Here is a 13,066-nt window from a genome sequence, read left to right as displayed (position 1 = left end):
TTGAATTTCTTTTTCCAGCAAATGTGTTGTATAGTCGGAATAGTTCGGTGCGCAGGCACCTGAAATATAAGGAGCCGACGAAATGATGAATAGACAGAAAAGAAGGGTCGAAAACCCACATCTTCAACCAACTTTCATTATTAACTTCAAAATGAGAATGATCTTATTAGTAGGTGTCCTTGTCATTGCGATAATTACAGGAATCGGAATTTATATCGGCCATTTCATATCCAACACGATGGAAGAGCAGGTTGGCAATCGTGCACTTGGTGTAGCGGAAAGTGTGGCACTTATCCCGGAATTAGCTGAAGCGTTTAAGCATAATGACCCCGCATCCATTATTAATCCCCTTGTATCGCCTATTCAAAAAGCAACAAAGGCTGAGTTTATAGTCGTCGGTAATACCTCGGAAATTCGGTACGCACATCCGCTTCCCGAAAAAATCGGAAAGAAAATGGTAGGGGAAGATAATGAGAGGGCGCTGATTTTTGGTGAATCGTATGTCTCAAAAGCTGTTGGATCATTAGGCAGCTCAGTACGCGCAAAAGTCCCTGTGTACTTGGATGGGCAAATTGTGGGCGTCGTATCGGTCGGATTTTTAGTGAATGATATCCAATCAATTATAAAGTCTTATAATATCCATCTATGGATTGTCTTATTAAACACCGCCATTGTTGCTATAATTGGTGCCATTCTTATAGCATCGTATATTAAAAAAGTATTATTCGGCCTGGAACCTGAAGAAATTGCACATTTGCTAATTCAAAAAGACGCGATTCTTCAATCCACTCATGAAGGCATTATCGCTGTAAATCAAAACGGCATGATTACGATGATCAATTTTGCTGCCCAACGGTTACTTTTCAATCAGGTCATTCATTCAAAAAACTACGAAGGTATGTCGATCAACGACCTATCAGCTGCAAAGCATTTACTTAATTTCCTTCGAGATAATAATGATCAAATCGATCAGGAAATATTGATTGGCAACACAATTGTTTTTGCCAATAAAATGCCCATCTATGACAATAACTCATTGTCCGGGACAGTATTCACATTCCGCAATAAGACTGAAATTGATTTATTAACAAAGGAATTACGGTCGATTAAACAATATACAAATGCATTACGGGCACAAACACATGAATTCTCAAACAAACTCTATACGATTCTTGGTCTATTGCAACTTGATAAAAAAGAAGAAGCAATTTCCTATATTCAGCAGGAAAGCATGGTTCAAAAAAACTGGATCCGCTTAGTCATTCAAAAAGTGTCAGACCCGAAGGTGAGCGGGCTATTACTTGGAAAATCAATCAGGCAAGCGAATTAGGGATAGAACTTACAATTCAAGAAGATAGTATACTGGAAACTTATTTAAATGAAATGCAGAGTGAAGCATTACTGACTGCTATCGGAAATTTAATCGATAATGCGATGGATGCTGTAAAAAAGGTTCCACCGACTCAACGTAAAATAGCTATTTTTTTTACGGATATCGGAAATGATATTATTTTTGAAATCGACGATTCCGGTGCAGGTGTTCCTCCACAGTATATGAACAGGATTTTTGAACAAGGCTTTACCTCAAAAGAAGGCGAACATGGTGGTTTTGGGTTATCACTAACAAAACAACTTGTAGAAAGATTAGATGGGGAACTATATTTGGAAGAAGGGGACCTCGGTGGTGCAAGCTTCGTGCTTTCAATGCCGAAAGAAGTGGATGAAAGGAGGAAACAAGATGCTTGAGTCGATTCAGGTTTTAATTATTGAAGATGACTTTCGAATTGCGGAGATTAACCGTGAATTCGTCAATCGTGTGGAAGGATTCATTGTAGAGCATGTTGTAAAGACAGGTGAAGAAGCACTTACTTATTTGCGCAGCACAAGAAGATTGCCACAACTGATTCTGTTGGATGTCTATATACCAGACGTTCAAGGATTGAATTTATTCTGGACATTGCGGAATGAGTTTACTGAGATTGATGTCATTATGATCACTGCAGCAAAAGAAGTAGAGACAATCGCCGAAGCGCTTCGTGGTGGGATTTTTGATTATATTGTAAAACCGGTCGATTTTGACCGCTTTGAACGTACATTATTGAGCTTCCGAAACCAAAAGTTTATTTTTACGACAAAGTCGGAGTTGCAGCAAGAGGAGATAGACCGCTTGACGGGCCACCAAGTAACTACAACATCAAAAATCGAAGATGTTGAGGAAGGATTACCGAAAGGAATCGATCAACTAACGTTGGAAAAGGTAAAAAAGATCTTACAAGAAAGCGATGAATCCGGCATCACTGCGTTGGATGCCGGAAGCAAAGTAGGTGTAAGTCGCTCGACCGCACGACGCTATTTAGAATACTTAGTGTCCGTAAAAGAAGCGGATGCCAAGTTAAAATACGGAGACATCGGCCGTCCTGAACGAAAATACACACCGTGGACAAAATGAACAAAACAATCAAAACATCCTTTAGTGATTTTAGTTACATAAACTTATACATTTAACCTCTTTATGATAAATTTCTAACTATAGAATATTTTGAAATAGAGATGGTTATTTTTTTGTGCGGATACTTGTTTTTTTAGTTAAGTATGTATCCGCTTACACAAACCTTTCTTTTTCATGAGTGGACTTCGGTTTGCTAGGAAGGAGACATATATGCTAAGTATTATTGGTTTAATTACTATTGTCATCATTGTTGCGTTGCTAATTAGCGGGAAAGTTTCTCCTATCGTTGGACTTGTATTAGTTCCAGTTGCCGGGGCATTTGCTGCCGGTTTTGGTTTCGATGAAATTGGTGTGTTTTTCACAGAAGGTACAACCAAAGTTGCAAGCGTTGCCATTATGTTCATCTTTGCCATTCTATTTTTTGGAATCATGCAAGACGTTGGGTTATTCGATCCACTTATTAACAAAATGATTGCAATTTCTCGCGGAAATGTCATCGCAGTTGCAGTTGCAACCGTAATCATTGCTGCAATCGCTCACTTGGACGGTTCTGGTGCATCGACTTTCCTAATTACAATCCCTGCACTACTTCCATTATACAAACGGTTGAAGATGAATCCGTATTTACTATTAATGCTTGTTGGAACTGCTGCTTCGATTATGAATATGGTTCCCTGGGCTGGTCCGCTTGGAAGAACGGCTTCTGTGTTGGATATAGATGTAACGGAGCTTTGGAGACCACTTATTCAAATTCAGGTTATTGGTATAATTTTATTAATCATTATTGCTGTTACTTTAGGTTATCGTGAAAAACGGTTGATCGCGAAAAAAGGCTGCCGGAGAAACGTATGGAGATAATATTTCCGACTCAACGATTGCTGAAGCACAATTGGCGGCTACTGTTGCTGAAGAAGATGACTTAAAGCGTCCAAAACTTCTGTGGATCAACGCCATTCTTGCAGTTGCTGTGATTGGTGTCCTTGTATGGGGAGTTATCCCGGCAGGTTTTGCATTTATGATTGGTGTAAGTCTCGCTTTGCCAATCAACTTCCCGAAAGTTAAAGACCAAATGGAGCGTATTAAAGAGCATGCTCCGGCGGAATTATGATGGCAACAATTATTTTGGCAGCTGGATCTTTCTTAGGTATCTTAAACGGTACAAATATGCTCACTTCGATTGCGACAGATCTTGTAACCATTTTACCAGAATTCGTCGCTCCGTATTTACATATCATTATCGGTGTGTTTGGAGTACCTTTCGATTTGCTCCTAAGCACAGATGCTTATTATTTTGCCCTGTTGCCAATTATTGACCAGGTTGCCCTTACTTTCGGCATCCCATCACTCTCTACTGCATACGCAATGATCATCGGTAACATTATCGGTACATTTGTTAGCCCATTGTCGCCAGCACTTTGGTTGGCACTCGGACTTGCAGGACTTGAAATGGGTAAGCATATTCGTTATTCATTTATGATGATGTGGGGACTAAGTATTCTTCTATTAATCATTGCAGTTTTACTTGGTGTAATTATTATTTGATGACTTAAAGATATTACCGCTATCGGAAGTTCTCCGGTGTGGTAATGTCTTTTTATTTTTCAAAAAACACTTGCCCCTTACGTAACGGAAGGTCCTATAATGAAGGTAACGTGATGGGGGTGGAGAAAACTTTGTATTCAATTGGGAAACTTGCAGAGCTTAGCAATATATCAGTGCGCACATTGCGCTATTATGATGAAATTGGATTATTGCTTCCAACTAAAAGGACTGTGCACGGTCATCGGTTTTATTCCGAAGAGGACGTGTCGAAGCTTCATTATATATTAACGTTACGGAACATAGGCTTGCCGCTTGAGACTATCCAAGATGCAATGAACGACAAACAATTGAATAGTAAAGACCTGTTGGAAATGCGGTTGAAGATAATCCAGGAGGAACAGGAGCAACTAAAAAGAATGGAAAGCTCCATTAAGTCTTTATTATATTTAGCAGAATTTGAAGGAACTACAGACTGGAAATCAATATTTGAGACGTTCTACTCTTCTCCAAACAATAAAAAGGCTTTGAAAAAAATTTGGAATCAATATTTTTCTGAGGAGGAGCAAGCCCTTTTAAAACAATTTCCGAGTCTTGGTGCCGACGGTGAATTGGCGAGTGAAGCTACGGCATTATTCCGGGAGGTCAAAGCCAATGTCAGTGAAAGTCCGACCAGTGAAATTGCCCAGCAATTGGCGAAACGTTGGATCTCTCTTGTGCATGTCATGTACAAAGGAAATCTTGAGCTTGCGAATAAAGTATGGCATTTGAGCAAGCAGCAGGAGGTCACCGGATTTTTGTATTTTCACGATGACCTTGTCACATTTATTGAACAAGCCATTCAATATTATAATGAAACGAATGGCGAGGAAACATCGTCATGAAGAAGCTGATGGCGCTCGATCTCGTTTTTTACATGGCTCTTCCTTTTATAGTGTGGAATTATGGGCGCGAACCATTCGGCGATTACTACGCGTTGTTGCTATCAACTGTCCCGGGATTAATTTATACGATTTATCGCTTCGTTCGTGAAAAGCAATTTAATATTAGTGGTCTCTTTATCATTCTCTCCCTATTCTTAGGTACGGCCGTAAATCTGCTGTCGGGGAATGCGGAAAACCTATTGTGGAATCAAGTCTATCTCGGTTACATGTATTCGAGCGTTTACTTGTTGTCTGTTTTATTCCGAAGACCGCTTGCGCTCTATTTCGCGGTAGATTTCGCCTACTTGCAGGGCCACCCGCGTGAAGAGAGCAAAGCGTTGTTTTCAACCAAAGGCATTTTCAAATGGTACCAGATGGTGACTGGATTATTTGTCTTCAAAGGCCTATTTCAATCGTCTTTAAAAGCCTATCTTATTTATTCTTACGGAGTCGACGGGTATGGGCAGGTGCTAATTTACAGGCAGATCAGTGGCTGGATTTTCAGTGGTTTGATTGCAATCGGGTATTTCTATATCGTTTCGCAAGTAAGGCGGTATATTAAGGAGCAGTACGGCGAAGATTCGATCTCCCCGGCAGAACAAGCCGATGGCGCATCTTGATGCATCATCGGCTTGCTGTAAATTCAGCGAGCGAGTCAAAGGTCCCGAATTGACCATATATCCCGGGAAATGATCGATATAAGCCGGAAATAATCGATATCAATCTCCAATTGATCGATAAATGCTGGGAAATGATCAATAAACCCTGGGAAATGATCGATAACCTATAATCAGGGTAGTATCCAATCCTCATTGCGACTTGTATTGCACAACAAACGTCCAAAGCTCAAAGCTTTGGACGTTTAATGGCATCTTAATAATCCCGGTTTATAGTGTAGTCCAGTATTTGTTTCAAATAGGTTGTTTTATAATGGAGCTCTTGAAGTGCTTCCATAGCGTGGCAGTAATGGTTCCACATTGCCTTTCGTGCACCTTCACTACCGAGGATGGATACGAAATTCGAATTATTGTTTTCAACGTCTTGACCGACTGGCTTTCCAAGCAATTCGAGATCACCTTCGACATCAAGTAAATCATCCTTGATCTGAAAAGCGATGCCTGCGTGGTAAGCAAATGTTTTCAATGCCTCTATTTCCTCTTCCTGCCTTCCCGCTAAAATTGCAGGCATGACAAGAGAAGCCTCGAAGGCAATACCTGTTTTATAAAAGCAAATCGTATTTAATTGGTCTAACGTCAATTCTTTGCCTTTAGAATTCAAATCCATCGCCTGACCTCTGCACATCTCCGTTGTCTTTCCTGCTGAATACCGGATCAGACGGAGGACAACCTGCGGATCAAAGCGAAGAGAGGCTTGTTCAACAACTGCTTCCTGGGTTAGATAGAGGCCGGTTAATTCCGCCACGGCTGTATTATACGCCTTGTGTACGGTAGGACGCCCCCGTCGGAATGACGAGTCGTCCTGAGCTGGTAGATCATCAAAGATTAAGGACGCCGTATGCATATACTCCAATGATTTAAGAAGCGGTTCAATAGTTGACTCATCCAATCCGTATTCATGGACACCCATAACCCAAGTCATGATTGGTCGAAGCCGCTTTCCATCGCCCAACAGACTGTAATTTGCGGCATCAATGATTGACTCATCCATTGAAGAAGCAATTCCGTTTTTAGGGATATGTAGTATGGTGTTTATCTGATTCCGCACAGTCTTGGCCATGTTTACAAAGTCTTCACGCTCTTTGCTTTCATTTTTAAAGTTTGCAATGATTTGATCCCTAACTAACTTATCAAGGAAGTCTACATCATTAGATTTCCTTACCATCTTTTGTATAAGTCCATCGAATTTCGGATTTCCTGTAGCGAATATCCCCATCAATTCTTTGTATTTCTTGTCTCCTACTTTTTCTTTGAATCGCTTCTGGCCATTCAGCGCACGGCTCAACATAACATTACGTGTCTTCGTGTCCGAGTGATACACGTTATGGATCAAATTGAAAATGACCGTCCAGTATAATTCAAAAGGGTTGATCAAATCCTGGCGAACCCTATGATATTTCAAATAATACGTGTAGGGAGTAACCGCACCGGCCTCTATATCATCAAACATGTCAGCGAAATCATCGGCAAGTTGGTTGTAAATCCCATAGAAGAAAGTCCGATTGTCGAATTCCTTATCCTCTTTAACAGTAAGCACCGAACGGGCAATCAAACGTGAAGAAGCGGATTTCAAAATAACCGGTATATAAAGTTCTTCATTGGTGTAATTTGCATTTGATAAGTCCTTTTCACGATCCACTTCCTGAGAGTGAAAAAACACAAAGGATTGTTCGAAGAAATCTTCTTTTCCCTTGCGCTCTAACTGCGACTGAATATATGTAAAGGCTTCACGGAGCTCTGAATGAATATATTGAATTAGTTCCCGGTTGGTTCGTCCATGATTTTAAATCAGGCACGGATCCTGTGATGAGGGTCGATCTTATCAAACGTGAATATTGTTTTTTCTCTGCATCGGTCAGGACTTCTGAATCCAAAAGATCATCGATAAACGGATAGGTTAGGCCATAGGAATAGCCTAACCTAATTGCTTCATCCAATTTCCCGACGCGCTCTTCGGGCGAAAGATGATCGCCCATCTCCTCAATCTGGTGAATGACGACCCAGCAATGATTTTAATCAGTTTTCGCTTAGCCTCTTCACGATTCATCCCTTCCGGAAGATTAGAGGACACCGTTTTTAGTTTGTCTAAGACCCAAATCATTGACGATTCAATGCCTTCCTTCTGGGCCCAACGGTATAACGTATGCATGCTGAACATTTCCCCGCGGTCAGTTGCAGTTGAATGAAGTAGATCTATTTTTAAATCGTCAACGACATGTTGAATTCTGTATAGTGTATCGGGTGAGCTCAAGTCTTTCCCCAAATCCCGCATAAAAATATATGAAATGCTTCGATCCAAGTAACTATCCAGTTTTCCGGCATTATCCAACCATTGGATGTATTGATGGTACTTATGGGAATCCGGTTTTCCTTTCCCACGTGTAAAACTTTGTAGTAGCGAATGGCCCAAATAATCCTGTTTCCATAGTTGTATGTCTCTTGTCAATGTAGCGACGTAGGTATTATTTTCGAGTTGAACTGACAGCGATTTAAAGTAATCTACAGCCTTCTCCTCAGCCCGTCGATAACAATCTTCCGCATCTTTTCGTAACTCTTCATTCATACTGCATACCTCGACTTCTCAATTTTTGTTTGCTAACTATAACATAAAAAGTCCTTTTAAAATGATCTTGTCTACTATATGCAGTCGTCATGCATTTTCTGAATCTATTTCAATAACTCTTCCGAAATTATTGTAAATCCTTCAATGACCGTGTCTTCCTCTACCTCTATCAATATACAACGTTTACCATCGACCTCTACTTGCCTTACATACCTTAAGTCTTGCGGGCTGATAGCAATATTCGCAACCTTTGTTTCAATCTTGATCGATTTCGATGTATAGCTTGGAACGATATGGCTCGCTTTCAGCTCATATGTTTCGTCGTCAATTACACTTCGGAAGGCCCGTTCCACCTTTTCCGTGTCCACATCTTCCACGCCACTTGCCTTCAGAACGCGGGTCACCTCTTTTGTGTCCAAGGTTGGAACGCTTTCTTCTTCATCTTGCTCTTCGTCGACTTCCATCATGCGCTGGATTTCATCATAAACACTTGCAAGAGTTCTTGTATTTATTTCATTTCCGGTGACCGATCTAACAATTTCTTCAAAAACAATTTTATCTTCATCGGCAGTCATGATTTCCTCGCCGTCAAGAACGTTTTCGATGAAATGGTAGTTGGGCTTATTCGCTTTCCCTGCAGAATAAAGAATATGGTTAACATCTGCAGCATTGTCAGTGAACGTTGGGAATAAAAACCCACCGATCGGAGATGTAAGGTTAATGATAGGATCCGCTACAAAACTGGACTTGAACTCCTTTTCATTGAAATCGAACACAAGTGATCGCTTCGGTTCAACTGTCTGGTTCATGCTGCAAAGTATAAATGGATTCTTATACACTTCATCCCGGGCCGCAATTTCCGCTTCTTCACTTCCCCGTTTCGTCGGTTTGTAGTAGTTCCCGCGAATGAAAGTGATGACAATGTCCTTTTCATATTGAACATCCTGCACCATTTTTTGCGCAATGCGTTGCATACCTTCCTTCCAATCCGCCACTTCGTCCGCATGAAGAGCATCATATAAGAGCTTTTGCGTATGATCTTCTTGCTCCTCAGCTTGAGGGCGAAATTTCACTTCAAACAGTTTCGCGTCCAATTTCCCGCCTAACACTTTTTTAAAGTTATCCAAAAATAGCTCCTGTTGTTCCCGATCTAACATGGCAAACGGCTGGCTTACTTCGTGATAAATTTCATTGCCTTCTTGTCTAATGTAGACATTATAAATATTAGTAATCTTCAATAGGTCTGTATCCAATTTAAAACGCTTGCGGATGTCCGCAATTGCCTTTTTGTTCATCTATTCATCCAACTCCCTTGAAAATATGAAAAGAGAGTCCGAAACTTGGCTCGGACACTCTTAATTATAGCAATAATTATTAGGTTAACAGGAATAATACGCGTAAAGTAAATTTATCCTATAATGAAAGTAAAGAAATATGGGAGTGAGTTACATGATGTGCGGGTCCAAATGCTTTATCGTAACAATGGAGCAGAATGGGACAAAAGAAATCAAGCAAGTTAATGCAAGAACTCCCATCGGCGCAAGGAAGGTGATTCGAGGTGAATATGGAGCCAAAGTGGAGATCTTATCTGTGAAGGAAAAGAAATGGAATCAAAAATAATTGCCCCATTCATAACAAAAAAGAAATGAATTAAAACCTAAAGTTCATACTAACGAAAAGTGGTGTTTATTGTTTTTGTTGTGAAAGCTCAAGAAATTTTTCTTCATGGTGCGCTACTTTACCCAATAAGAAATTAGTGGTTTTCTGTGTATCCGTTAAATCTAAACGTATTCCGTCAACCTTCATTTCCAATCGATCAAATCGCTTATCAATTTGTTCAAACCGCTGTTCAAAACGCTTGTCCATCTCTTCAAATCGCTTGTCTATGTGTTCGGCATGAAGTTTGAAGGCACTTAATATTTCTTTCAGCATAGTTTCCTGTTCCATGTTTTCCACCTCCTTATCTATATTATAAAGGACTATCAATATATCACAAGTGAATTAAGCGTATAGTGAATCACCCCTATAAGCTCCGCAAAGCCCATGGGGTGATTCTTTTCTTATTCTTCTTCCAATATCTCTTGCACTTCATCCAATTGTCGCTTCATCATGTCTAACTGTTCTTTGTTTTGCTGAACTGTATCCATATGCTCGTTGTGCTCCTCTGCATTCATGTATGCATTTTCAGCAGTTTCAATGGAATTAAAAGCGTGCTCAACAGCCATTTCCTCAGGATGCGACATTGCCTGTTTAACAGAACGATCTGCCTTTTGCACAGAGTTACCTAACTTGGTACTTGGATGGTTCTTTTTCCAACTCGGACCCGAATCTTTAGTAGCCATTTTATCTTCCCTCCTGCAAATTAGATATTTTACGGCGTGCTTAGTATTGTAAAATATCCTAAAACTATGCGCGGATTGGGATTAACGGGGCATACTAACTAGGTAAATCTAATTTTTTGCAAACTGACCATCGACTTCAATCGTTTCAAATATATTAATGAAGGCATTTTTATCATACTTGCGGACAATTTTTTTAATCTGCATCGTCTCGTAACGTGTCACCACCATCATTAGGATATGTTTTGTTTCCTGTGTATACCCGCCATAACCTTCAGTGATCGTAATGCCCCGATAGACGGAATCCAGCAATTCTTTCCGTATGGACTCTCCTTTTGTCGTCACAATCTGCATCGTTAATTTAATGTGATCAGTATGGAGTGTATCAATCATTTTACCTGTCAAATAAATGGACAGTAGTGTATATAAAGCAATATTCCAATCGAAGAAAGCTCCGGAAATAAGGACGATGACACCATTCATCCCAGTAAGGAGAAGACCAACGCTTACATTACTTGTTCGGGAAAGGATGATTGCAATAATATCCAATCCGCCAGACGTGCCTGAGTACTTTAAAATCAGCCCGACACCAATACCGCCTATGATACCCCCAAAAATAGCTGAGAGAAGGATATTATCTGTAATAGGAACAGCAGGTAAAAGATATAAAAAAGCTGAAAGGGAAGCTACGCAAACAGTGTGTTAATCGTTATTGTTCGGCCAAGTTTAATGTATCCTAAAATGAGTAACGGTAAATTGAGCAAGAGATTCATTAGCCCAATATCAAATGGAGTAACAAGGCCAATTAAAATGGCAAGCCCGCTTATTCCGCTGCTTAAAATTCCATACGGCACCAAAAAGAAATTGAATCCAAATGCAACAATGAGCGAACCAACAATGACAACCAAGTTTTTCAATTTAGTAAACCTCCCTTTCCTGAAAGAAGACAACTTATGAAACTAAAAATAAAAAACCCGTCCCGCAACAGGGACGAGTTCTTACTCGCGATACCACCCAAATTACTTTTTCACGTCTTAGATTTTCTTATATTAGAAGTAATCTACCAGAAGGAAAACAGGGTTGTCAACATGCTTTATTGATATAACATTATTGATAATATTTACAATTTTTATTTCAAAAAGGAAGATCCATTTGCCACGAAACTCCGAAGCGATCGTTTACCCAACCAAACTTCTTACTGAACCCGTAATTATCTATTGGCATCAGTGCCTGACCGCCTTCAAGCAGTTTCTCGTATAGTTCAGTGAGTTCTTCTTCAGAATCACAAGTGATATAGATAGAGAAAGAAGGTGTAAATGTAAACTGATGCTTCACATTACTGTCAATACACATGAATTCCTGCCCTTTTAAAGAGAATCTGGCTTGCATCACTGTGCCTTCATCTCCTGGTCCTTCTGCTCCGTAACGGACAATGCTCAGTATCTCTGAATCCTTAACGAGTGAAGTGTAAAAGTTCATCGCTTCTTCTGCATTACCCTCTTGGAACATTAAAAAAGGTAAAACTTTTCCCATGGTAAATCGTCTCCTTGTCTAATTGCAAATTTTGCTATCCTTATTAAAGTATATCTATCCTTTAATAAATAAACCAATTTATTATAGGCTTTTTCCACTACTTCAAAATCTGCTGAAGTGCCTTTTCAATCGTTTCAAATTTGAAATGAAAACCCTCATTCTTTAGGCGTTCAGGCACAACCCACCGGCTCTTCAATATCAATTCGGTTTCCGTACCTATAAAAACGGCCCCCATTTCAAGCATCCATTTCGGAGAGGAGAGACCAAATTTCCGATTCATCCTTTTGCGAAACTGCGCCATTAGCTCCCGGTTTGTAATTGGAGTTGGCGCTGCACAATTGAACACACCTTCAAGCTGCTCATTCTCTTTTATAAAGAGGACTATACGATATAAGTCTTCAATATGGATCCAGCTAAACATTTGGTTGCCCGGACCCTGAACGCCACCAAGTCCGAAACGGACAAGATTCACGTAGGGTTCCATGACCCCGCCATCCTTGCCTAAGACAATGGCGATACGAAGGGCAACCTGTCTTGTTTTTGGGAGGTCAAATTCAAAAAGAGATGCTTCCCAGGCTTTTGCTACTTCAACGGAAAATCCGCTACCGATTTCCCCGTCCGCTTCAGTCATCGGTCGATCTTCCGCGTGACGATAAATGGTTGCAGTGCTTGAATTAATCCATAGCGGAGGAGGGTTGTCACAATTGGCGATTGTCTGCCCAAGAATTTCGGTTGTCTCTGTTCTTGATTGCATGATTTCTTTCTTGTTTTTATCGTTATAACGGCAATTGACAGTTTTTCCTGCAAGATTGATGAGCATTTCCGCTCCGTCCAACGCTTCCATAATACGTTTTTGATCCGTCCAAGAAATATGCTCAGGACGTCTCGAAATATGGACAACTTCATACCCCGATTCAATAAATTGCTTCTCAAGAAACTGCCGATGAATCCAGTGCCCCCGCCAGCACAACCTTCTTCTTCATCTCATCCACTCTTTCCATTTATTCATTACTTTGTAGGACGAAGATGTGCAAGAGATGTTA

The 13,066-nt window shown here is 40.3% G+C and carries 10 protein-coding genes and 4 pseudogenes; 7 read left to right on the top strand and 7 right to left on the bottom strand.

The window, feature by feature from the left end; genetic code table 11:
• The first annotated feature begins 82 nt into the window (after positions 1 to 82).
• The 6 genes and pseudogenes from QNH10_RS03090 (at position 83) to QNH10_RS03065 (ending at position 5,531) form a co-directional block, all read left to right on the top strand.
• Entirely contained in the window at positions 83 to 1,330 is a 1,248-nt protein-coding gene (locus QNH10_RS03090; RefSeq protein ID WP_283733468.1) for a Spo0B domain-containing protein, read from the top strand.
• 53 nt (positions 1,331 to 1,383) lie between these two features.
• Positions 1,384 to 1,746 carry a sensor histidine kinase gene (locus QNH10_RS03085; protein ID WP_283733467.1) on the top strand — a complete coding sequence of 121 codons (363 nt, stop codon included), beginning with the start codon at positions 1,384 to 1,386 and terminating at the stop codon, positions 1,744 to 1,746.
• Entirely contained in the window at positions 1,739 to 2,449 is a 711-nt protein-coding gene (locus tag QNH10_RS03080) for a response regulator (RefSeq protein WP_283733466.1), read from the top strand. The genes QNH10_RS03085 and QNH10_RS03080 overlap by 8 nt, the downstream gene beginning before the upstream one ends.
• Positions 2,450 to 2,659: 210 nt before the next feature.
• Positions 2,660 to 3,991 (top strand): annotated as a pseudogene (locus QNH10_RS03075) (CitMHS family transporter).
• Positions 3,992 to 4,104: 113 nt separating this feature from the next.
• The gene (locus tag QNH10_RS03070) at positions 4,105 to 4,872 is read left to right on the top strand and encodes a MerR family transcriptional regulator (RefSeq protein WP_283733465.1); all 768 of its coding nucleotides are present in this window, start codon (positions 4,105 to 4,107) and stop codon (positions 4,870 to 4,872) included.
• Positions 4,869 to 5,531 (top strand): VC0807 family protein, encoded by a 663-nt coding sequence (locus tag QNH10_RS03065; RefSeq protein WP_283733464.1) that lies wholly within the window; start codon positions 4,869 to 4,871, stop codon positions 5,529 to 5,531. The genes QNH10_RS03070 and QNH10_RS03065 overlap by 4 nt, the downstream gene beginning before the upstream one ends.
• 253 nt (positions 5,532 to 5,784) lie before the next feature.
• Here the strand turns inward: QNH10_RS03065 and QNH10_RS03060 are convergent.
• Both QNH10_RS03060 and QNH10_RS03055 read right to left on the bottom strand, forming a co-directional pair.
• Positions 5,785 to 8,151 (bottom strand): annotated as a pseudogene (locus QNH10_RS03060) (polyprenyl synthetase family protein).
• Positions 8,152 to 8,255: 104 nt separating this feature from the next.
• Positions 8,256 to 9,446, bottom strand: a complete 1,191-nt coding sequence (locus QNH10_RS03055) for a DUF4317 domain-containing protein (RefSeq protein ID WP_283733463.1) — start codon at positions 9,444 to 9,446, stop codon at positions 8,256 to 8,258.
• A 154-nt stretch (positions 9,447 to 9,600) separates the two neighbouring features.
• Here QNH10_RS03055 and QNH10_RS03050 point away from each other — a divergent pair, with 154 nt between their 5' ends.
• Positions 9,601 to 9,771 (top strand): hypothetical protein, encoded by a 171-nt coding sequence (locus QNH10_RS03050; protein ID WP_283733462.1) that lies wholly within the window; start codon positions 9,601 to 9,603, stop codon positions 9,769 to 9,771.
• Between the two features lie 66 nt (positions 9,772 to 9,837).
• On the opposite strand, the gene QNH10_RS03045 is transcribed toward QNH10_RS03050, so the two are convergent.
• From QNH10_RS03045 to QNH10_RS03020, 5 genes and pseudogenes are all read right to left on the bottom strand, one after another.
• Positions 9,838 to 10,098, bottom strand: a complete 261-nt coding sequence (locus tag QNH10_RS03045; protein WP_283733461.1) for a hypothetical protein — start codon at positions 10,096 to 10,098, stop codon at positions 9,838 to 9,840.
• 113 nt (positions 10,099 to 10,211) lie between these two features.
• Positions 10,212 to 10,493 carry a DUF2564 family protein gene (locus QNH10_RS03040; protein ID WP_283733460.1) on the bottom strand — a complete coding sequence of 94 codons (282 nt, stop codon included), beginning with the start codon at positions 10,491 to 10,493 and terminating at the stop codon, positions 10,212 to 10,214.
• A gap of 108 nt (positions 10,494 to 10,601) precedes the next feature.
• Positions 10,602 to 11,407 (bottom strand): annotated as a pseudogene (locus QNH10_RS21020) (YitT family protein).
• 217 nt (positions 11,408 to 11,624) lie between these two features.
• A complete protein-coding gene (locus tag QNH10_RS03025; protein WP_283733459.1) occupies positions 11,625 to 12,023 on the bottom strand; it encodes a VOC family protein in 399 nt (132 codons plus the stop codon).
• Positions 12,024 to 12,120: 97 nt separating this feature from the next.
• A pseudogene (locus QNH10_RS03020) lies at positions 12,121 to 13,006 on the bottom strand (TIGR01777 family oxidoreductase).
• Positions 13,007 to 13,066 lie beyond the last annotated feature (60 nt).

Source organism: Sporosarcina thermotolerans (genome assembly GCF_030067815.1).
Lineage (GTDB): Bacteria > Bacillota > Bacilli > Bacillales_A > Planococcaceae > Sporosarcina > Sporosarcina thermotolerans.
This window is presented reverse-complemented; position numbering and strand designations above follow the sequence as displayed.

Coding starts and splice junctions, on each gene's coding strand:
- QNH10_RS03090 (WP_283733468.1), top strand. CDS start 83: ATGATGAATAGACAGAAAAGAAGGGTCGAAAACCCACATCTTCAACCA.
- QNH10_RS03085 (WP_283733467.1), top strand. CDS start 1,384: ATGCAGAGTGAAGCATTACTGACTGCTATCGGAAATTTAATCGATAAT.
- QNH10_RS03080 (WP_283733466.1), top strand. CDS start 1,739: ATGCTTGAGTCGATTCAGGTTTTAATTATTGAAGATGACTTTCGAATT.
- QNH10_RS03070 (WP_283733465.1), top strand. CDS start 4,105: ATGGGGGTGGAGAAAACTTTGTATTCAATTGGGAAACTTGCAGAGCTT.
- QNH10_RS03065 (WP_283733464.1), top strand. CDS start 4,869: ATGAAGAAGCTGATGGCGCTCGATCTCGTTTTTTACATGGCTCTTCCT.
- QNH10_RS03055 (WP_283733463.1), bottom strand. CDS start 9,446: ATGAACAAAAAGGCAATTGCGGACATCCGCAAGCGTTTTAAATTGGAT.
- QNH10_RS03050 (WP_283733462.1), top strand. CDS start 9,601: ATGATGTGCGGGTCCAAATGCTTTATCGTAACAATGGAGCAGAATGGG.
- QNH10_RS03045 (WP_283733461.1), bottom strand. CDS start 10,098: ATGGAACAGGAAACTATGCTGAAAGAAATATTAAGTGCCTTCAAACTT.
- QNH10_RS03040 (WP_283733460.1), bottom strand. CDS start 10,493: ATGGCTACTAAAGATTCGGGTCCGAGTTGGAAAAAGAACCATCCAAGT.
- QNH10_RS03025 (WP_283733459.1), bottom strand. CDS start 12,023: ATGGGAAAAGTTTTACCTTTTTTAATGTTCCAAGAGGGTAATGCAGAA.